General features: G+C 72.4%; 14 protein-coding genes. 3 read left to right on the top strand and 11 right to left on the bottom strand.

Annotation, left to right across the window (positions count from 1 at the left end):
• Positions 1-25: 25 nt before the first annotated feature.
• Positions 26-631, bottom strand: coding sequence for a hypothetical protein (locus KV205_RS13825; protein WP_265864623.1), 606 nt, complete (start codon positions 629-631; stop codon positions 26-28).
• 346 nt (positions 632-977) lie between these two features.
• On the opposite strand from KV205_RS13825, the gene KV205_RS13830 reads away from it, so the two are divergent.
• Positions 978-1703 (top strand): class I SAM-dependent methyltransferase, encoded by a 726-nt coding sequence (locus KV205_RS13830; protein ID WP_265864624.1) that lies wholly within the window; start codon positions 978-980, stop codon positions 1701-1703.
• Between the two features lie 68 nt (positions 1704-1771).
• Here the strand turns inward: KV205_RS13830 and ftsH are convergent, their stop codons facing one another.
• The 6 genes from ftsH to KV205_RS13860 form a co-directional block, all read right to left on the bottom strand.
• The gene (ftsH, locus tag KV205_RS13835; RefSeq protein WP_265864625.1) at positions 1772-3721 is read right to left on the bottom strand and encodes an ATP-dependent zinc metalloprotease FtsH; all 1950 of its coding nucleotides are present in this window, start codon (positions 3719-3721) and stop codon (positions 1772-1774) included.
• Positions 3722-3891: 170 nt separating this feature from the next.
• Entirely contained in the window at positions 3892-5445 is a 1554-nt protein-coding gene (gene ffh / locus KV205_RS13840; RefSeq protein ID WP_265864626.1) for a signal recognition particle protein, read from the bottom strand.
• Between the two features lie 89 nt (positions 5446-5534).
• Positions 5535-8003, bottom strand: coding sequence for a [protein-PII] uridylyltransferase (locus KV205_RS13845; RefSeq protein WP_374214672.1), 2469 nt, complete (start codon positions 8001-8003; stop codon positions 5535-5537).
• A gap of 54 nt (positions 8004-8057) precedes the next feature.
• Complete coding sequence (locus KV205_RS13850; RefSeq protein WP_128977495.1) at positions 8058-8396, bottom strand: P-II family nitrogen regulator; 339 nt, start codon at positions 8394-8396, stop codon at positions 8058-8060.
• Positions 8393-9739: an ammonium transporter gene (locus tag KV205_RS13855; RefSeq protein WP_265864628.1), complete on the bottom strand. Its 1347-nt coding sequence runs from the start codon at positions 9737-9739 to the stop codon at positions 8393-8395. Before KV205_RS13855 ends, KV205_RS13850 begins: the two co-directional genes overlap by 4 nt.
• A 304-nt stretch (positions 9740-10043) precedes the next feature.
• Positions 10044-11519 (bottom strand): hypothetical protein, encoded by a 1476-nt coding sequence (locus KV205_RS13860; RefSeq protein ID WP_265864629.1) that lies wholly within the window; start codon positions 11517-11519, stop codon positions 10044-10046.
• Positions 11520-11940: 421 nt separating this feature from the next.
• Between KV205_RS13860 and KV205_RS13865 the strand changes: the two genes are divergently transcribed.
• Complete coding sequence (locus KV205_RS13865) at positions 11941-12594, top strand: bifunctional DNA primase/polymerase (RefSeq protein ID WP_265864630.1); 654 nt, start codon at positions 11941-11943, stop codon at positions 12592-12594.
• 96 nt (positions 12595-12690) lie between these two features.
• On the opposite strand, the gene ftsY is transcribed toward KV205_RS13865, so the two are convergent.
• On the bottom strand, positions 12691-13914 hold the full coding sequence (ftsY, locus tag KV205_RS13870) for a signal recognition particle-docking protein FtsY (RefSeq protein ID WP_265864631.1): 1224 nt from the start codon (positions 13912-13914) through the stop codon (positions 12691-12693).
• Positions 13915-14229: 315 nt separating this feature from the next.
• Between ftsY and KV205_RS13875 the strand changes: the two genes are divergently transcribed.
• A complete protein-coding gene (locus tag KV205_RS13875; protein WP_265864632.1) occupies positions 14230-15207 on the top strand; it encodes an LLM class flavin-dependent oxidoreductase in 978 nt (325 codons plus the stop codon).
• 47 nt (positions 15208-15254) lie between these two features.
• On the opposite strand, the gene KV205_RS13880 is transcribed toward KV205_RS13875, so the two are convergent.
• The 3 genes from KV205_RS13880 to KV205_RS13890 form a co-directional block, all read right to left on the bottom strand.
• Positions 15255-16688 carry a sugar porter family MFS transporter gene (locus KV205_RS13880; protein ID WP_265864633.1) on the bottom strand — a complete coding sequence of 478 codons (1434 nt, stop codon included), beginning with the start codon at positions 16686-16688 and terminating at the stop codon, positions 15255-15257.
• A 241-nt stretch (positions 16689-16929) separates the two neighbouring features.
• A complete protein-coding gene (gene smc / locus KV205_RS13885) occupies positions 16930-20487 on the bottom strand; it encodes a chromosome segregation protein SMC (protein ID WP_265864634.1) in 3558 nt (1185 codons plus the stop codon).
• A gap of 254 nt (positions 20488-20741) precedes the next feature.
• Positions 20742-20960, bottom strand: coding sequence for a hypothetical protein (locus KV205_RS13890; protein ID WP_265864635.1), 219 nt, complete (start codon positions 20958-20960; stop codon positions 20742-20744).
• Positions 20961-21167: the final 207 nt, after the last annotated feature.

A 21167-nucleotide genomic window follows, 5' to 3' on the forward strand; every position in this document is an offset into this window, starting at 1 on the left:
AGCCATTGTGCCACACCCCGGAGGGTCAGCTCGCGGCGCCCACGGTCTCGCCGACGCTGTCCGGGATGCGGAAGGGCTTTCCGCAGCCGCCGCACATGATGGGCGCCTGGGCGAGCACGGAGGGCACCACGCGCACGTTGCGCCCGCAGTCGCAGACGGCCTTGACGCGCACGCCGCCGCCCGAGGAGCCGTGCCGGGCGGCCGGTCCGCGGAAGGAGCGCTTGGTGTCGGCGGCGGTGGCGACGGTGTGGGCCTTCAGGGCGCGCTGGAGCCGCTCGATGGTGGTGCGGTAGCGCCGCTTGGCCTCCGGGTTCAGGGTGACCAGGGAGAAGCCGCTGCTGGCGTGCGGTTCCTCGGGGTGGTCGAGGCCCAGTTCCTCGGCGATCGCGAGGAATCTGCGGTTGTGGTAGCGGCCGGCGCGGGAGGTGTCGCGGACTCCTCGGGCGGCTGCGATGCCGTGGACTGCCTCGTGGAGCAGTCGCTCGAAGGAGAGCTCGGCGCCGCAGGCGGACGAGGACTCTCCGATCAGGGACTCGGGCGCGGCAAGGTCCGGCAGCTCGGGGTGGTGCCGCTGAATGTCGGCCCACGCCTGTGCCAGCTCTGCGGCGAGAACAGGTGGTGTCGTGCTCACGTCGGGTACAACGAGCCGGATCCCTTCCGGGTTCCATTCCGGGGCAACTGAAATATTTTGCACGTACCCGTCAGTCAAGACGGCTTCCCTTCGCGTCGGACGGCGCTGCCGGGCGGGGTGTGCGAGGGACAGTACCGGGCGTCTGCCCGAACTCGGGCATCACCCCCCGCCGATGGCCGAAGCTCGACGTCGGCCGACCGCGACTCGTCCGCGACTCGTCCGCGGCCGGTCGGCGACTCGTCCGCCGCGAGCACTGGACGGGGAGCGCGTTGCGCAGTTCCCTGGCTACGGGGGGTCGTCGTCCGTGTACGCATCCGAGTTCCGAGTACGGATAGGGGCGCTTTCCATGACACCTACGCTCGTCCCGCACCACCCCGCGCGCGACTGGGCCGAGATCCAGGAACGGATGCTGGTCCCGCTCTACGAGGCGGTGTACGACCGGATCGGCGTGGGGCCCGGGTCGCGGGTGCTCGGCCTCGGCTGCGGTTCCGGCCTGGCGCTGCTCATGGCGGCGGGGCGCGGGGCGCGGGTGGCCGGCGCGGACCGGGATCCGGCGCGCCTGGCGCTGGCCCGGGAGCGGCTGCCCGAGGTGCCGCTGGCGCTTTCGGGGCTGCCGGAGGGCGGTCCGTACGACGTGATCACGGCGTTCCACGGGGCGGCGGCGCTCGGCTCGAATCCGGCGGCCGTCACCCGGCTGGCTGAACGGGGCGGGGCGATCGTGCTGGCGTGCTGGGGTCCGGCGGAGCGGTGTGCGACGGCGTCGGTGCTGCGGGTCGCGGCGCGGCTCGCGGGCTGGGGTCCGGCGGAGCGGAAGGGCCTGGAGGCGGCGGTGGCCGCGGCGGGGCTGCCGGTGGCTGGTTCGGGCCGGGTGGCGTGCCCGTTCGGCTACGCGGACCGGGACAGCGCGGTGCGGGGGCTGCTGTCGACGGGCGAGTTCGACGCGGCTCTGGCGGCGACGGATCCGGACCAGGTGGAGAAGGAGCTCCTGGAGGCTCTTGAGCCGTATGTGCGCGGGGACGGGACGGTGTGGATGCCGAACGTCTTCCGGTACGTGGTGGCGCGCACGCCCTGACGCGCCGGGCGTCCGGCCGCTCAGGGCCCGGCCCGCGGGGTCATCTCTCGCCCGTCATCCCTCCTCCGTCACTCCCCCTCACCCTCCCCCTCACCCTCCCCCTCGCCCTTGGCCAGGCGCGGGATGCCCGCCGCCCGGTAGGCCTGGTCCTCCTCCAGGGTCTCGTTCTCCAGGAGGGCCGCGGCGAGGGCGTCGAGCTTGGCGCGGTGCTCGCCCAGCTGGCGTACGGCGCTCGCGTAGCACTCGTCGACGATGCGGCGCATCTCCTCGTCGACGGTGTCGAGGGTGGTGGGGGCGGCGGAGAGTCCGTAGGCCTGCTGGGCGTCGGCGGGGATGGCGGTGAGGCGGCCGACGCGTTCGCTCATGCCCCAGCGGCCTGCCATGCCGCGGGCGATGTTGGTGACCTGTTCGAGGTCGCTCTCGGCGCCGGTGGTGATGACGCCGAAGACGACCTGTTCGGCGGCCATGCCGCCGAGGGCGCCGATGATCCGGCCCCGCAGATAGTCCTCCGTATAAGCGTATTTATCTGACTCGGGTGTGGACAACGTGACGCCGAGGGCGCGGCCGCGCGGCACGATGGTGACCTTGCGGACGGGATCGGCGCCGGGTTGGAGCATGCCGAGGAGGGCGTGGCCGCTCTCGTGGTAGGCGGTGCGGCGGCGTTCTTCGAGCGGCATGACGAGGGGGCGTTCGGCGCCGAGCTGGACCTTTTCGAGGGCGTCGGAGAGGTCGGAGCGGGTGACGGTCTTCTGCCGGCGCTTGACGGCGAGGAGGGCGGCCTCGTTGGCGAGGTTGGCGAGTTCGGCGCCGGTCATGCCGGGGGTGGTCTTGGCGACGTGCTGGAGGTCGACGTCGTGGGCGAGCGGGATCTCGCGGGTGTGGATCCTGAGGATGGCCTCGCGGCCGCCGCGGTCGGGCGGGTTGACGTGGACGATGCGGTCGAAGCGGCCGGGGCGGGTGAGGGCGGGGTCGAGGACGTCGGCGCGGTTGGTGGCGGCGAGGACGATGACGCCTTCGGAGCCGGTGAAGCCGTCCATCTCGGTGAGGATCTGGTTGAGGGTCTGTTCGCGTTCGTCGTGGCCGCCCATGCCGGAGCCGGCGGCGCGGGCCCGGCCGATGGTGTCGATCTCGTCGATGAAGATGATCGCGGGGGCGACCTTGCGGGCCTCGGCGAAGAGTTCGCGGACGCGGGAGGCGCCGACGCCGACGATCATCTCGATGAACTCGGAGGCGGAGGCGGAGAAGAAGGGCACGCCGGCCTCGCCGGCGACGGCGCGGGCGAGGAGGGTCTTGCCGGTTCCGGGCGGGCCGGCGAGGAGGACGCCGCGGGGCATCTTGGCGCCCATCTCGCGGTAGGCGCCGGGGTTCTTGAGGAAGTCGACGACGTCGTTGAGTTCGCCCTCGACCTCGTCGATGCCGGCGACGTCCTCGAAGGTGGTGCGTTTGCCGCCTTCCAGCTCGACGGGCTTGGGCGGGGCCTTGCGGCCGAGCATGCCGCCGGCGCCGCCCATGCCGCCGCTCATCCGGCGGGCGATGAACACCCACAGGAAGACGAGGAGGAGCATCGGGGCGAGGGAGATGAGGAGATTGGCCAGGAAGCTGCGTTCCTGGACGACGGGCTCGGCGGTGACGGTGACGTTGTTCTTGGTGAGCTGGGCCCACAGCTCGTCGTCGGCGAAGGCGGGCCGCTGGGTGGTGAACTTGGTGTAGTCGCCGTCGCCGCCGGGGACGGGCTGCTTGTTCTTGAGCTGGCCCTGGATGGCGTCGCCCTTGGAGTAGATCTTGGAGACGTTGCCGGCGGCGACCTGTTTGTCGAACTCGGTGTAGGAGATCGTCGGCCCGTCCTTCTCGTTGAAGAAGGACAGCACGAGGTTGGCGATGAGGTAGACGACGAGCGCCATGAGGATGAGACCGCCCCAGCCCCCGGGCATCTTCTTCCGGGACGGCGCGGGCGGCGGTGCCCCTTCCGAGCGCCAGGGCTGATCGGTCCGGTCGCGCGGCGGTACGGGGTTGGCCACGGGCTCTCCTCGGGGCTCGGGGCGGCAGTGGCCCCAGTATCGAAGAACCGGGCAATCGCGGCATTACGGGTGGGCCGGGCGAACGAAAAGGGGCCCGCGGCGGTTTCGTACCGCCACGGACCCCTCGTCGGGCGAACGCCCTTCGGGCGTCAGCCCATGGACGTCGTGGATCAGCCCATGAACTTCTTGAACTCGTCCGGGAGCTCGAAGTCGCCCGGGGCCTGGCCCGGCGCCGGGATCCCGAAGGCGCCGCCGGCCTGGGCCTGCTCGCGCTTGGCCTGGGCGGCCTGCTCCTCGGCCTTCCGCTTCATCGGGTTGCCGCTCTTGCGCTTGCCCTTGGCCTGCTTGATCTGCTTCTTCTGCCGGCCGGGGCCGCCGCCCATGCCAGGCATCCCCGGCATGCCGGGCATTCCGCCGCCCTGGGCCATGCGGGACATCATCTTGCGGGCCTCGAAGAACCGCTCCACCAGACCCTTGACCGCGCTGACCTCGACGCCGGAACCCTTGGCGATACGGGCGCGGCGGGAGCCGTTGATGATGGTCGGGTCCTGGCGCTCGGCCGGGGTCATCGACTTGATGATGGCGCCGACGCGGTCGACTTCCTTCTCGTCGATGTTGGCGATCTGCTCCTTCATCTGACCCATGCCGGGCAGCATCCCGAGGAGCTTGCTGATGGAGCCCATCTTGCGGACCTGCTCCATCTGGGCCATGAAGTCGTCGAGCGTGAACTCCTGGCCCTTCTTGGACGCCAGCTTGGAGGCCATCTTGGCGGCCTCTTCCTGGCTGAAGGTCTGCTCGGCCTTCTCGATGAGCGACATGATGTCGCCCATGCCGAGGATGCGGGACGCCATGCGGTCCGGGTGGAACGCGTCGAAGTCGTCCAGCTTCTCGCCGTTGGAGGCGAACATGATCTGCTTGCCGGTGACGTGCGCGATGGAGAGCGCGGCACCACCGCGGGCGTCGCCGTCGAGCTTGGACAGCACCACGCCGTCGAAGCCGACGCCGTCGCGGAAGGCCTCGGCGGTGTTGACCGCGTCCTGACCGATCATGGCGTCGACGACGAAGAGGACCTCGTCGGGCGAGGTGGCGTCGCGGATGTCCGCGGCCTGCTGCATCAGCTCCTGGTCGATGCCGAGGCGGCCGGCGGTGTCGACGATGACGACGTCGTGCATCTTCGAGCGGGCGTACTCGATCGAGTCCTTGGCGACCTGGACCGGGTCGCCGACGCCGTTGCCCGGCTGCGGGCCGTAGAAGCCGACGCCCGCGCGGTCGGCGACGACGCCGAGCTGGGTGACGGCGTTGGGGCGCTGGAGGTCGCAGGCGACGAGCAGCGGGGTGTGGCCCTGGCCCTTGAGCCAGAGACCGAGCTTTCCGGCGAGGGTGGTCTTACCGGCACCCTGGAGACCGGCGAGCATGATCACGGTCGGCGGGGTCTTGGCGAACCGCAGCCGGCGGGTCTCGCCGCCGAGGATGCCGATGAGCTCCTCGTTGACGATCTTGATGACCTGCTGGCTCGGGTTCAGCGCCTTGGAGACCTCGGCACCGAGCGCCCGCTCCTTGACGCTGGAGATGAACGCGCGGACGACCGGGAGCGCGACATCGGCCTCGAGGAGGGCGATACGGATTTCCCGGGCCGCGCTGTCGATGTCCTGCTCGGAGAGGCGGCCTTTACCCCGGAGGGACTTGAAAGTCGCGCTGAGGCGGTCGGAAAGCGTATCGAACACGGTGGTCGCGATTCCTCGGGTCGGGGTGGGCAGTCACCCAAGGGTATCCGGCCCGTACGGCACCCTGTCGGCGCCCGGTCGGCGGCCGGTCACCGCAGGGCCTCCTCCAGGGTCTTCGCCAGGGCCGCGGCCTCCTCCGGGTCGGGCGGGGAGCCGTCCGGGCGGGTCACGTACAGGGTGTCGACGGCGTTCGCGCCGAGCGTGGAGACGTGGGCGCTGCGGACCCGGACCTCGGCGCCCTCCAGGGCGCGGCCGATGCGGTGGAGCAGGCCGGGGGCGTCCTGGGCGCGGACCTCCAGGACGCAGGCGTGGCGGGAGGCGGCGGGGGCGACGGTGACCCGGGGCGGGGGCGCGGTGACACCGCGGCGGCGCGGCTGGGCGGCGTCGCGCTCGGCGAGGCGCGCGGACACGTCGAGGGAGCCGTCGAGGGCGCGCACCAGGTCGGCGCGCAGCCGGTGGGCCTCGGGCAGCGAGCCGTACTCGGCGGCGACCCGCCAGTCCAGGAGGAGTACGGGGCCGTCGCCGAGCTCGCCGGGCAGGGCGACGGCGCGCAGGTCGGCGGCGCGAACGGTGAGGCGGTGCAGGGCGAGGACGCCGGCGACGGCAGGCAGCACGCCGGGGCGTTCCGGGAGGGCGACGAGGAGTTCGACGCCGACGGGTTCGGATTCGCCGTCGCCGTCGACCGGCTCCGCTTCCGTACGGAGGGTGAGGACGGGTTCGCCGGTGCGCAGGGCCTCGATCGCGAGGCGTTCCTGCTCGGCGCTGGGGGCGGCGGCCTCGGGGTCGGGCGGTTCCTCGCCGGCGAGGACCCCGGCGACCCGGCCGACGAGCTCGTCGACGAGCCGGGCGCGCCAGGTGGACCAGGCGGCGGGTCCGGTGGCGAGGGCGTCGGCCTCGGTGAGGGCGTGCAGGAGCTCCAGGGCGCCGTGGGTGCCGATGGCGTCGGCGACGGTGCGGACGGTGGCGGGGTCGTCGAGGTCGCGCCGGGTGGCGGTCTCGACGAGCAGCAGGTGGTGGCGGACGACGGTGGCGAGGACGGCGGTGTCGGCACGGTCGAAGCCGATGCGGGTCGCGACGTCGCGGGCGATGGTCTCGCCGGCGACGGAGTGGTCACCGGGCCAGCCCTTGCCGATGTCGTGCAGGAGGGCGGCGACGAGCAGCAGGTCGGGGCGGTGGACGCGGCGGGTGAGGGAGGCGGCGCGGACGGCGGTCTCGACGAGGTGGCGGTCGACGGTCCAGGTGTGGACGGGGTTGCGCTGGGGGCGGCAGCGGACCCGCTCCCAGTCGGGAAGCAGCCGCGTGATGAGGCCTTCGGCCTCCAGGGCCTCCCAGACGGGGACGGTGGGTTCGCCGGCGCCGAGGAGGGTGACGAGGGCCTCGCGGGCCTCGGCGGGCCAGGGCGTGGGCAGCACCGGTCCTGCGGCGGCGAGGCGGCGTACGGCGTGCGGGGAGAGCGGCAGTCCGGCCTGGGCGGCGGCCGCGGCGGCGCGCAGCGGCAGGACGGGGTCGCGCTCGGGGCGGGCGCTGAGGGCGAGGACGGCCTCGCCGTCCATCTCGACGACGCCCTCGGCGAGCGGGGTGCGTTCCTGGGCCGGTTTCGTCCCGGCGCGTCCGCCGAGCAGGCCGCGGAACCGGGGGCGGGCGGTGCGGGCCCGGACGACGCGGCCGACCTCGCGCCAGGTGACGTCGGAGGCGTACGCGATGGTGCGCCCGGCCTCGTACACCTCGCGGAGCAGGGTGTCGGCGTCGAGGAGGCCGAGTTCGGCGGCGACGGCGGCCTGCTCCTGGAGGGCGAGCCGGTCGGTGGCGCGGCCGGTGGCGAGGTGGAGGGCGTCGCGGGCGTCGAGGAGGCGGCGGCGGGCGTCGTCGAGGCCTTCGCGGGGCGCGTCGGCGAGCCAGGAGGCGGCGACGGCGCGCAGTGCCTGGGCGTCGCGGAGGCCGCCGTGGGCCTCCTTGAGGTCGGGTTCGAGGAGGTACGGGAGCTCGCCGGCGCGTTCGTGGCGTTCCCGGCACAGGGCGTGCAGCTCGGGCAGCCGGCGGGTGGCCTGGTTGCGCCAGTCGGCGAGGACGGCGGTGCGCAGGGCGGCGGCGAGGGCGGTGTCGCCGGCGACGGGCCGGGCGTCGAGGAGGCCGAGCTGGACCTTGAGGTCCTCGCCGGCGGTCCTGCGGGCCTCGGCGGTGGTGCGCACGGAGTGGTCGAGGGCGAGGCCGAGGTCCCAGACGGGGTACCAGAGGCGGTCGGCGAGGGCGGCGACGGTCCGGGCGTCGGCGCCGCCGTCGTGGAGGAGGAGCAGGTCGAGGTCGCTGCGCGGGGAGAGTTCGCCGCGGCCGTAGCCGCCGACGGCGACGAGCGCGGTGCCGGGCGGCGGGTCGGCGGCCTGCCACAGTCCGGCCAGCCAGTCGTCGGTGAGCCGGGCGAGCGCGGCACGGCGCGGCGGCCCGGACCGCGTCTTCTCGGTGAGAAGGCGCAGTCGGGCCGCCGCGTAGCCGCTGGGTCCGGTCTCGTCGGTGTGGTCGGGCTCGTCGGTGTTCTCGGGCCCGTCGTCCCGCACGTCGATGCTCGTCACCAGCGGCTCCTTAAAGGATCAAGCGCTTTACAGGGTGTCCGGGCCCTACAGGGCGTCCGGTCCGCGTTCGCCGGTGCGGACCCGTACGGCGGTCTCGACCGGGACGCTCCACACCTTTCCGTCACCGATCTTGCCGGTGCGGGCGGCCTTGACGACGACCTCGATGAGCTGTTCGGCGTCGTCGTCCTCCACCAGGACCTCGATGCGGATCTTGGGGACGAGGTCGACGGTGTACTCGGCGCCGCGGTAGACCTCGGTGTGGCCGCGCTGGCGGCCGTATCCGCTGGCCTCGGTGACGGTGAGGCCGTGGACACCGAAGGCCTGCAGGGCCTCCTTGATCTCGTCGAGCCGGTGCGGCTTCACGACCGCGGTGATGAGCTTCATGCGTCCACCTTCGTGTTCTCCGTCGGGGCGGCGGCGGGTGCGGCGGCGGTGCGCGGGGCGATGCCGCCGCCGGCGCCGCTGAAGTCGTACGCGGTCTCGGCGTGCTCGACCTGGTCGATGCCGGAGACCTCGTCGTCCTCGGCGACCCGCATGCCCATGGTCTTGTCGATGATCAGGGCGAGAATCGCGGAGGCGATCAGGGAGTAGGCGAGGACGGCGAAGACGCCGATCGCCTGCTTGCCGAGCTGCTCCAGGCCGCCGCCGTAGAAGAGGCCCTTGGCGTCGGACTGGACGCCGCCAGTGGCGAAGAGGCCGACGAGGAGGGAGCCGACGACGCCGCCGACGAGGTGGACGCCGACCACGTCGAGGGAGTCGTCGTAACCGAGCTTGTACTTGAGGCCGACGGCCATGGCGCACAGCAGACCGGCGATCACGCCGATGGCGATGGCGCCGAGCGGGGAGCAGGAGCCGCCGGAGGGGGTGATGGCGACGAGGCCGGCGACCGCGCCGGAGGCGGCGCCGAGGGTGGTGAAGGAGCCGTGGCGGAGCTTCTCGTAGGCGAGCCAGGCGAGCATGGCGGCGGCGGTGGCGACCTGGGTGTTGACGAACATGACGGCGCCGACGCCGTCGTCGTTGCCGAGCCACGAGCCCGCGTTGAAGCCGAACCAGCCGAACCACAGCAGACCGGCGCCGAGCATGACCAGCGGGAGGCTGTGCGGGCGCATCGGGTCCTTCTTGAAGCCGACGCGCTTGCCGATGACGAGGATCACGCCGAGGGCGGCGGCGCCGGCGTTGATGTGGACGGCGGTGCCGCCGGCGAAGTCGATGACGCCCAGCTCGAAGAGCCAGCCGCCGGCGCCCCAGACCCAGTGGGCGACGGGGAAGTAGACGACGGTGACCCACAGGGTGATGAACAGGGCCCAGGCGCTGAACTTCACGCGGTCGGCGAGGGCGCCGCTGATCAGGGCCGGGGTGATGATCGCGAACATCAGCTGGAAGACGGCGAAGACGTACACCGGGATGGTGTAGCCGTCCCAGAGTTCGGTGAGGCCGATGCCGCTGAGGCCGACGTAGTCGGAGGACCAGCCGAAGAGGGAGGCCGAGTCGGTGCCGAAGGCGACGCTGAAGCCGAAGAGCACCCACAGGATCGTGACGATCCCGAGGCTGATGAAGCTCATCATCAGCATGTTGAGGGTGGACTTCACGCGGACCATGCCTCCGTAGAAGAAGGCGAGGCCGGGGGTCATCAGCATGACCAGGGCGGAGCAGATGAGCATGAACCCGGTGTTGGCGGCGGACAGCGTGGGCGTGTCCGCGGCCAGGGTCGTGATGGCTGCTGCCATCGGCGTCTCCTCGTCGTCGTACGGCCTGTGCGGGGCGGGGCCGGTTATGAGCCAGAGATTCGCGCAGGCCGGTTTCCGCCGATGCCGCTCGATGTTTCGCCGCAGTGACGAAGGACGGGGGCGTGTTACGCGACCGTGAACGGCAGGGTCACAGCCAGGTAACGGCCGTACCCTCCGCGGGCCCGCGCAGAAACCCGGCCGCGCCGGTCGTCCGTGTGTCCGTGCGGCGGGGGAGCCGAGTCGGGCTTTACGGGACGGCCGGCGCGGCCGGTGTCTGCGGGGTGGTGCGGCGCTGCCGCCCGGGTCAGACGGCCTCGGCCGTCTCCGGGAGCAGCGCGGTGAGCCGGTCGGTGAGGTGCACGACCTCGGCGACGTCGCCGAAGTCGCGGGCGGCGGTGTCGACGGTCTTGCGCAGCCGGGTGTTGACCCGCTCGGAGCGCACCTTCTTGGCGATGACGAGGGCCTTCTCGGCCAGCGCGACGGACTGCTCGGGCTCGCGCTTCAGCAGGTGCACGGTGGCCATGCCGATGAGGTTGAGGGCGTACGAGCGCTGGTGCTCGGTGTCCTTCTCGAAGAGCCGGACGGCCCGCTCCATGACGGGTTCGGCGAGCGAGGCGTAGCTGGGCGAGCGGCCGGCGACATAGGCGAGGTCGCGGAAGGAGTGCGAGTTCTCGCCGTTGAGCTCGGCCTCGGAGAAGAAGCGGATCCAGTCGGGCTCGGGCTCGCCGTCGAGGCCGATGTCGGAGAAGGTGTCCTCGGCCATCCGGACGGCCCGCTTGCACTTGGAGGGCTGGCCCATGTTGGCGTAGGCGCGGGCCTCCATCGCATACAGCATGGCCTGGGTGCGGGAGGTGGCGCAGTCCCGACTGCCGTACTGGGCGAGGTGGATGAGTTCGAGGGCGTCGTCGGGCCGGCCGAGGTGGATCATCTGGCGGCTCATCGAGGACAGGATGTACGAGCCGAGGGGCTTGTCGCCGGCCTCCTTGGCGGCGTGCAGGGCGAGCACGAAGTACTTCTGGGCGGTGGGCTGGAGGCCCACGTCGTAGCTCATCCAGCCGGCGAGCTCGGCGAGCTCGGCGGCGCACTTGAACAGGCGCTGGGAGACCGGTCCCGGCTGCGGTTCCTGGAGAAGGTCGGTGACCTCGTGGAGCTGGCCGACGACCGCCTTGCGGCGCAGTCCGCCGCCGCACTGGGCGTCCCACTGGCGGAACATCGCGGTGGTGGACTCCAGGAGGTCGAGTTCGACCGGGGAGAGCCGGTGCGGGCGCCGCTCGATCTCGCCGGGCCCGGGCCGGTCGGCGTCACCGGCCGGGGTGGGCACCAGCCAGCGCTGCATGGGCTCGATGAGGGCGGGTCCGGCGGCGAGCTGGAGCGAGGAGCCGAGGAAGCCGCGCCGGGCGAGCATCAGGTCGCTGCGGGAGAACTCGCTGAGCAGCGAGACGGTCTGCGGACCGGCCCAGGGCAGGTCGACGCCGGACACGGAGGGCGACTGGTGGGCGGTGCGCAGGCCGAGGTCCTCGATGGCGACGACGGAGCCGAAGCGCTCGGAGAACAGCTCGGACAGGATCCGCGGAATGGGTTCGCGGGGCTGCTCGCCGTCGAGCCAGCGGCGCACCCGGGAGGTGTCCGTGGAGATGTGGTGCGCGCCCATCTGCCGGGCCCGGCGGTTCACCTGGCGCGCCAGCTCGCCCTTCGACCAGCCGCTGCGCACGAACCACGAGCTCAGCTGCTCGTTCGGGCGCTTGCCGGCAGCCGTACCGTCTGCGCCGCTGTCGCCCACTGGAACGCCCCCATCCATCCGATGTCCTCGTGCGTACCCCTGCCAGCATGCCGTGTCTCGCGCTGCCCGTCCGGCGATTGCGCCGCTTCGAACGGAGAACCGGGTTGCCTCCGGCATACCCACGCGTGCCATCGCCCGGGGTTCGTGTACCGAAGGTAATCCTACGATCACCCGTCCGGGCACGGCCTTTCAAGAAACGCCACCATTCGCCACCCCTTCGAATGAACTCGCCGCGTGCGGAACACGATTCACTTGACATGCGACGGAGCGGGGTCGGCGAACCGGGGCGCGAGGAGGCGCGTGTCGCGGTCCGCACCACCAGCCGCACCACCGCACGCCCGTGTGGCGGCGCGATGTGGCGGATCGTGACGGTGGACCTCCGGTCCGTAACCACCGGCGCGTTCGACCCGTTGGAGGGGGCATGGGCTTCACGATCGGCGGCATTCGTGAGAAGCGGTCCGGCTCACGTCGCCGCGTACGCACGACGGAGTGCACAGCGGTGGCCGAGTACACCGGACTGTGGGGCTGGGACGTCGTCCCGGGGGCGCGGGCGGTCGCCGGCCGCTGCTCCTGCGGCGATCCGGTCTGTACGGCGCCGGGGGCGCACCCCCTCCCCTTCGCCGAGCCGGTCCCGGCCGGCGCGGGCCTCGACGTCGCGACCAAGGCGTGGGCGGAGTACCCGGGGGCGGCGCTGCTGCTGCCGGTGGGCCGCTCCTTCGACGTGATCGAGGTCGCCGAGGCGGCGGGCCGCCGGGCACTGGTCCGGCTGGAGCGGATGGGGCTGCCGCTGGGGCCGGTGTGCGCGACGCCGACCGGCCGGGCGCGGTTCTTCGTGGCGCCGGGCGCGGCGGCCGAGCTGCCCGGGCTGCTGTACCGGATGGGCTGGGACGACGCCGATCTGGACCTGCACTGTCTGGGTCCGGGCGCGCATGTGACGGCGCCGCCGTCGGATCTGGGCGGTCTCGGGCCGGTGCGCTGGCTGCGGCCTCCGACGCTCGACACGGCCGGGGCGCCGCCGCAGGCCCGGCTGCTGCTCGGCACCCTCGCGTACATCTGCCACCGCACCCACCGCTGACCCGGCGCCGGCCGGCGTGCGCCGGTCCCGGTACGGAGAAGGGCCCCTGCCGTTGAGCTGCGGCAGGGGCCCTTCTCGTATGCGCTGCGGACGGTCTCAGTCGCCGATCAGGGCGTCGACGAACGCGCCCGGCTCGAACGGGGCCAGGTCGTCCGGGCCCTCGCCCAGGCCGATCAGCTTGACCGGGACGCCCAGCTCGCGCTGGACGGCGACGACGATGCCGCCCTTGGCGGTGCCGTCGAGCTTGGTGAGGACGATGCCGGTGATGTCGACGACCTCGGCGAAGACACGGGCCTGGATGAGGCCGTTCTGACCGGTGGTGGCGTCGAGGACGAGCAGGATCTCGTCGAGCGGGCCGTGCTTCTCCACGACGCGCTTGACCTTGCCGAGCTCGTCCATGAGGCCGGTCTTGGTGTGGAGTCGGCCGGCGGTGTCGATGAGGACGACGTCGGCCTTCTCGGCGATGCCCTCCTTGACCGCGTCGAAGGCGATGGAGGCCGGGTCGCCGCCCTCCGGGCCGCGCACGGTGCGCGCGCCGACCCGCTCGCCCCAGGTCTGCAGCTGGTCGGCGGCGGCGGCACGGAAGGTGTCGGCGGCGCCGAGGACGACGGACTTGCCGTCGGCGACCAGGACGCGGGCCAGCTTGCCGGTGGTGGTGGTCTTGCCGGTGCCGTTGACGCCGACGACCATGACGACGCCGGGGACGTCCTCGGGGCTCTCGGTGCGCACCGAGCGGTCCAGGTCGGCGCCGAGGAGGGTGATCAGCTCCTCGCGCAGCAGGCCGCGCAGCTCCTCGGGGGTGCGGGTGCCGAGCACCTTGACGCGCTCGCGCAGCCGCTCGACCAGCTCCTGGGTGGGGGCGACGCCGACGTCGGCGGTGAGGAGGGTCTCCTCGATCTCCTCCCAGGTGTCCTCGTCGAGGTGCTCGCGGGACAGCAGCGAGAGCAGTCCCTTGCCGAGCGAGTTCTGCGAGCGGGCGAGCCGGGCGCGCAGCCGGACCAGCCGGCCGGCGGTCGGCTCGGGCACCTCGATCTCGGGGGCGGCGAGCTCCTCGACCGACTCCTCGACGACGACCGGGGCCTCGGCGCCCTCGGCGGCGGCCGGGAGCTGGACCTCTTCGACGGTGCGGCGTGGTTCTTCCCGCGGCGTCTCCGCCTCGTCGCCGATGTGCGGTTCGGCGGGCGGAGCGGTGATGGTCGGGGCGGTGGACGGCGGCTCGGCCGGCGGCAGCTGCTTCTTCTTGCGGCCGCTGATCACGAGCCCGCCGGTCACGGCGACCGCGACGACCAGAGCGATGACTACAGCAAGGATGAGTTCCATAACGCGTCCAGTATGCGTGACCTCTGGCGAGCAGCCTCGTTCATCCAGGCACGGGGCGCTGCTGCACTGCCCCGGCGGGCCGGGCTGGTCCGCCGTCGGCCCCAGCGTCGACGGGAAGCCCGCAGTCAGGGTGGAGTCACAACCGCTCCAGTATGGCGAGCCGGTTCAGGCGCGCTCAGCGCTCCCAGGGGGTGTGTCGGCTCATTCGGTGGGCCGACACACCCCCTGCCCCTGAGGCCGTCGACACGGTTCCCTTCTGACGGTACGTCAGCTACGTTCCCTCCCGCCTGCGCCACCCACCGCGGAGGGGTCCCCATGCCGTTCACCGTCGTCCGCTTCAACCTCGTCGACCCGCACGCCGACCCGGTCTCGCTCTCGGCCCGCTACCGGGCCGCCGTGGAGATGGCCGCGCACGCCGACGCGCACGGGGTCGACACCGTGCAGACCGAGGAGCACCACGGGGTCGCGAACAACTGGCTGCCCTCCCCCTTCGCCTTCGCGGGCGCGGTCTTCGGGGCGACGAAGCAGATCGCGGTGACCGTCTCGGCGATCATCGGGCCGCTGCACGATCCGCTGCGGCTCGCGGAGGAGATCGCGGTCCTGGACCTGCTGAGCGGCGGGCGGCTCGTGACGGTGGCGGGGATCGGCTACCGGCCGGAGGAGTACGAGGAGCGCGGGGTCGACTGGGGGCGCCGGGGCAGGCTGCAGGACCTGCTCCTGGAGACCCTGCTGGCCGCGTGGTCGGGCGAGCCCTTCACGTATCAGGGCCGTACGGTACGGGTCACCCCGCGGCCGCTCACCCGGCCGCACCCGCTCCTGCTGGTCGGCGGCTCGTCGCGGGCGGCGGCCCGGCGGGCGGCGCGGCTGGGGCTGCCGCTGTTCCCGAGCGCGCATCTGCCGGAGCTCGAGACGTACTACCAGGAGCAGTGCGCGGCGTACGGGACGGAGGGCTGGACGATGATGCCGGCCCGCGAGACGCCGCTGCTGCACGTGGCGGAGGATCCGGACCGGACGTGGGCGGAGTACGGGCAGCACTTCCTGCACGAGGCGCGGACCTATGCCTCCTGGCAGTCGAAGGACATCCGCTCGGCGGTGCGGTCGACCGCGTCGACGGTGGCGGAGCTGCGGGCGGAGGGCGTCTACCGGGTGGTGACGCCGGACGAGTGCGTGGCGCTCGGGGCGGAGCTCGACAGTCTGGTGCTGCATCCGCTGTGCGGCGGGATGCCGCTGGAGGAGGGGTGGCGGAGCGTGCGCCTGTTCGGTGAAGGCGTACTGCCCCGGCTCAAGGCGTAGGACCTCGAACCGGGGCAGTTCCGTACCAGAGGAGAGGGCAGCGGGGGTTAGCCCATCTCCTCCAACGCCTTGCCCTTGGTCTCCTTCACGTACCTGAGCACGAAGGGGATCGAGAGCACGGCGAAGACCGTGTAGATGACGTAGGTGCCGGAGAGGTTCCAGTCCGCGAGGGACGGGAAGCTGGCGGTGATGGCCCAGTTGGCGATCCACTGCGCGGAGGCGGCGACGCCGAGGGCGGCGGCGCGGATCCGGTTGGGGAACATCTCGCCGAGGAAGACCCAGACGACCACGCCCCACGAGAGGGCGAAGAAGAGCACGAAGACGTGGGCGGCGACGAGCGCCACGACGCCCTGGGTGGTGGGGAGCTTGCCGTCGACGAGGTCGGCGGAGAAGGCCCAGGCCTCGAAGGCGAGGGCGATGGCCATGCCGACGGAGCCGACGAGGGCGAGCGGCTTGCGGCCGACCCGGTCGACCAGCACCATCGCGATCACGGTGCCGACGATGTTGATGATCGACGTGGTGAACGAGTAGAAGAAGGAGCCCGAGGGGTCGATGCCGACGGACTGCCACAGCGTCGCGGAGTAGTAGAAGGCGACGTTGATGCCGACGAGCTGCTGGAAGACGGAGAGTCCGATGCCGACCCAGACGATGGGGAGCAGCTTGAACCTGCTGCCGGCGGTCATCAGGTCCTTGAAGGTGGACTTGTGCTCGCTGCGCATGGCCAGGTCGATCTCGGCGACCCGGCGGTCCAGGTCGACGCCGTGGCCCTCGACCTCGGCGAGGACCTCCTTGGCGCGGTCGGTCCGGCCGACGGAGATGAGGAAGCGCGGGGACTCGGGGATCGCGAAGGAGAGCAGGCCGTAGAGGAGGGCGGGGACGACCATCACGCCGAGCATCCACTGCCAGGCCTCCAGGCCGGCGATCTCGCCGCGCTGGTCGCCGTCGGCGATCTGCAGGATGCCGTAGTTGACCAGCTGGGAGATGGCGATGCCGATGACGATGGCGGCCTGCTGGAAGGAGCCGAGGCGGCCGCGGTACGCGGCGGGGGCGACCTCGGCGATGTAGGCGGGGCCGATGACGGAGGCCATGCCGATGGCGAAGCCGCCGACGATCCGCCAGAGGGCGAGGTCCCAGAGGGCGAAGGGCAGTGCGGAGCCGACGGCGCTGACGGCGAAGAGCACGGCGGAGATCTGCATGCAGCGGATCCGGCCGATGCGGTCGGCGATCCGGCCGGCGGTGGCGGCGCCGATGGCGCAGCCGATCAGGGCGATGGCGATGACCTGGGCGAGGGTGCCGGAGCCGATGTCGTAGCGGTCGCGGATGGCCTCGACGGCGCCGTTGATGACGGAGCTGTCGTAGCCGAAGAGGAAGCCGCCCATCGCGGCGGACGCCGTGATGAAGATGACGTGTCCGATGTGGTCCGGATGGGCCGAACGGCCTTCGGACGAAGGCGGTGTGGGCGCCTGCGCGGTGCTGGTCACAAGGACTCCTCGGGGCTCCGGCAGCGTCGCCGGTGCGGTGGGGGGCGAGCCCTTCAAGTGGGGCACAAGTTCACGCCGGGCACCACTTGAAGGTAAAAGCAACGTTGCAGAGACTATGCCTTCATGTTTCGAAGTCAATAGGCGATGTCGTATGACTTGAAACGCATTCGATGGCTCTCTGTCTTCAGAAGTTGAAGTGATCTTGAGGTGGGCGTGTAGAGGTGCGTGTCAGGGAGCCTGCTCAGCGGAGCCGCTGGCTGATCACCTTCGAGACGCCGTCGCCCTGCATCGACACGCCGTACAGCGCGTCCGCGACCTCCATCGTGCGCTTCTGGTGCGTGATCACGATCAGCTGCGAGGACTCCTGGAGCTCCTGCATGATCCGGATCAGCCGCTGCAGGTTGGTGTCGTCGAGCGCCGCCTCGACCTCGTCCATCACGTAGAACGGGCTGGGCCGCGCCTTGAAGATGGAGACCAGCAGCGCCACGGCCGTCAGCGAGCGCTCGCCGCCGGAGAGCAGCGAGAGCCGCTTGACCTTCTTGCCCGGCGGGCGGGCCTCGACGTCCACGCCGGTGGTGAGCATGTTGTCCGGGTCGGTGAGCACGAGCCGGCCCTCGCCGCCGGGGAAGAGCCGGGAGAACACGCCCTCGAACTCGCGGGCGGTGTCCCGGTAGGCCTCGGTGAAGACCTGCTCGACGCGCAGGTCGACCTCCTTCACGACCTGAAGGAGGTCCGTCCGGGTCTTCTTCAGGTCCTCCAGCTGCTCGGACAGGAACTGGTGCCGTTCCTCCAGGGCCGCGAACTCCTCCAGGGCGAGCGGATTCACCTTGCCGAGCTGCTGATACGCCCGTTCGGCGGCCTTGAGCCGCTTCTCCTGCTCCGCGCGGACGAAGGGCCGGGGCTGGTTGCGCGGGTGGTCGGGGTCGTCGGGGAGCGTCTCGCCCTCGGCGGGCGGCGACGGCGGTACGGGCTGGTGGGGGCCGTACTCCTCGACAAGCGCCGCCGGTTCGACGCCCAGCTCCTCCAGGGAGCGGGACTCCAGCTGCTCGATCCGCAGGCGCTTCTCCGCGCCGAGCACCTCGCCGCGGTGCACCGAGTCGGTGAGCTTGTCCAGCTCCGCCTTCAGCTCGCGGCCCCTGGTGCGGGCCGCCGTCAGGCCCTGCTCGCGGGCGCCCTTGGCCGCCTCGGCGAGCGCGCGCTCCCGCTCGGCGCGGGTCAGCGACACCTCGATGTGGGCGAGCAGCTGGCGGGCGCCGGCCGCGACGGCGCGGGCGACCTCGGCCTCGTGGCGCAGCCGGGCCCGGCGCTGCTCGGCGCGCGCCCGGGCCTCGCGCTCGGCGCGGGCCGCCCGGTCGAGCGAGTCGGCCCGGCCGGCCAGGCCCTTGACCCGCTCCTCGTGGGTACGGACCTGGAGCCGGGCCTCCATCTCGGTCTGGCGCGCGTTGGAACCGTCGATCGCCAGCCGGTCGCGCACGGAGGCGTCGGGCTCCTCCGCGCCCTCGTCCTGCAGGGTCTCCTCCGCCACGAGCAGCCGCTCGGTCAGCTCCTCCGCCTCGACGAGCGCCCGCTCCAGGGCCTCCTCGGCCCGGGCGGCCGCGGCGGCGGTCCGCTCGGCCTCCCCGGCCGCTCCCCTGGCCTGCCCGGCCAGCCGGCCGAGCTGCTGCGCCACCTGCGACTTCTCCCGGTCGGCCGTCCTGCGCCGCTCGGCCAGCTCCTCCACCAGCCGCGCCGCCTCACGCCGCCGCTCCTGGGCCGTCTCCCTGGCGGTGACCAGCTCGGCGCAGCGCACTTCGAGCTCGCCCAGCTCGGCCGCTGCCTCGTCCACCGAGGCCTGCACCTCCAGGAGGCTGGGCGCCCCGGCGGAGCCGCCCTGCGCGAAGTGCGCGCCCAGGAGGTCCCCCTCGCCGGTGACCGCCGTCAGCTCCGGCCGCGCCCGCACCAGCTCGACGGCCTCGTCGAGCCCGGTGACGACGACGATGCCGCGCAGCAACCTCCGTACGGCGCCGATGAGTTCGGCGGGTCCGGTGACGAGGGAGGCGGCCGCGTGCACCCCGTCGGGCAGGGGCGCCTCCGGTACGGCCGGCTGGTCGCCCGCGAGCAGCAGTGCCGCCCGGCCCGCGTCCTGTTTGCGGAGCATGCGCAGGGCTTCGGCGGCGGTGGTGGGGTCGGTGACGGCGAGGGCGTCGGCGGCGGCGCCCAGGGCGGCGGCGAGGGGGAGCTCGTATCCGGGGGTGACGGTGAGGAGTTCGGCGGCCGGGCCGAGCAGGCCGGTGAGGCCGGCGGAGAGCAGGGCGCCGGTGCCGTCCTTGCGGCGCAGGCCCAGGGCGAGGGCGTCGTGGCGGGCGCGGGTGGCGGCACGGGAGCGGTCGGCGTCGGCGGCGGCCTCGCGGGCGGCGGTGAGGGCGGTCTCGGCGTCGGCGAGTTCGCGGCGGGCGGCCTCGTGGCGCTCCCCCAGCTCGGTGTCGCCCGCGTCGAGGCCGTCGACCTCGGCCTTCAGCTGCTCGTACTCCTCCTGGGCGGCGACCGCCCGCTCCTGGGCCTCGTCCCGGGCGGCGGCCATCCGGTCGATCTCGGCCTGGGCCGAAGCGGCGCGCGAGCGGGCCGCGTTGACCTGGCCGTGCAGCCGGGCCAGGCCCTCGCGGCGGTCGGCGATGGCGCGGGCGAGGTCCTTGAGGCGGCGCTCCTCGACGGCGAGGGCCCGCTCCAGTTCGGCGCGGTGGGCGACGGTGTCGTCGAGGGCGCGCTCGGCGGCTTCGAGGGCGGCCTCCAGTTCGGCCTCCTGCTCGCGGATCCGGGCGGCCTCGCGCTCCATGTCCTCCGGGTCGCGGCCGCGCCGCTCCTCCGGCGGCTGCGCGGTGGCGCTGGTGACCCGGGCGTCGGCGAGGGAGACGGTGCCGCGGACCCGCTCGGCGAGCTGCGACAGCTCGTACCAGCTCTGCTGGGCGCGCTGGAGCCGCGGCGCGAGGCGGCGCACCTCGTCCTCCAGGCCGGCCTCCTTCGCGAGGGCCGCCCTCAGTTCGGCCTCGGTGGCCTCCTTGCGGGCGAGCAGCGCGACCTCGTCGGCGACCTCCGCCTTCAGCGCCTCCTTGAGGCGTACGAGGTCGTCGGAGAGCAGCCGCAGGCGCGCGTCGCGCAGGTCGGCCTGGATGACGGCGGCGCGGCGGGCGACCGCGGCCTGCCGGCCGAGCGGCTTGAGCTGGCGGCGCAGTTCGTCGGTGAGGTCCTGGACGCGCGCGAGGTTGGCCTGCATCGCGTCGAGCTTCCGCAGCGCCTTCTCCTTGCGCTTGCGGTGCTTGAGGACGCCGGCGGCCTCCTCGATGAAGGCGCGGCGGCCCGCCGGGTCGGCGTGCAGGACGGAGTCGAGCTGCCCCTGGCCGACGATGACGTGCATCTCGCGGCCGATGCCGGAGTCGGACAGCAGGTCCTGGATGTCGAGCAGCCGGCAGGTGTCGCCGTTGATCTGGTACTCGCTGCTGCCGCCGCGGAACATGATCCGGGTGATGGTGACTTCGGCGTAGTCGATGGGCAGCGCGCCGTCGGAGTTGTCGATGGTCAGCGAGACCTCGGCGCGGCCGAGCGGCGGGCGCCCGGTCGTGCCGGCGAAGATGACGTCCTCCATCTTGCCGCCGCGCAGCGACTTGGCGCCCTGCTCTCCCATGACCCAGGACAGCGCGTCCACGACATTGGACTTGCCCGAGCCGTTGGGCCCGACGACGCAGGTGATTCCCGGTTCGAACCGCAGCGTGGTGGCGGAGGCGAACGACTTGAAACCGCGGAGCGTCAGGGCCTTGAGATGCACGCCTGCGGACTCTACCCGGGGTCTCGGGTTTCACCCGTGATCGTGCAGGGCACACCCTCCCCCAAGGAGTGTCACGCGGGGGACGGGGGGCGCCTCAGGAGCTGCGCAAGAGGTTCGCGAGAGCTTCGCGAGAAGGCAAGAAAGAAGGGACGCCGGAGCGCCCCTTGCAGGTCCAGCATGTGCGATGTCGGCCATGTGCGATGCCGGCTGTGCTGGCGTGAGTGTTTCTCACCTGGCCCCTCGGGGCTGGGACCTCAGGTGAGCGCAGGCTCCGCATTGGTGACGTCGAGATCGATGCTGTCCAGCAGCGACTCTCCCTGGTGCTGGGCGGCGGCAGCCGCAAGCGCGTCGTTCTCGGACTGGATCCGAACCAGCTCGGACTCGAGGTCCTGGACGCGCTGCTGAAGCCGTCGCATCTCGGCGAGGAGTCGCGGGTCGGAGCCGCCGACGTAACCGAGAAGCGCCTTTGCCATGATGGATGGTCCTCCACAATGAGTGACCGACCGAAGCGGTGTGGGTCGTGAGGGATTCGCACCCGCGGTGCTCGGCCGTGCTCTTTGTCGTGCCGGTTCTCACGGTCGAACAGCTAAGGTGCGCGGGGCTTCCAGAGTCTCACCAAAAAGTTTGACGGTCAACACGATCACGCCCTGCTTCCGGGGCTCACCGGGGGGCTGCGGCCG

It is taken from the genome of Streptomyces sp. SKN60 (genome assembly GCF_026236535.1).
Classification (GTDB): Bacteria; Actinomycetota; Actinomycetes; order Streptomycetales; family Streptomycetaceae; genus Streptomyces.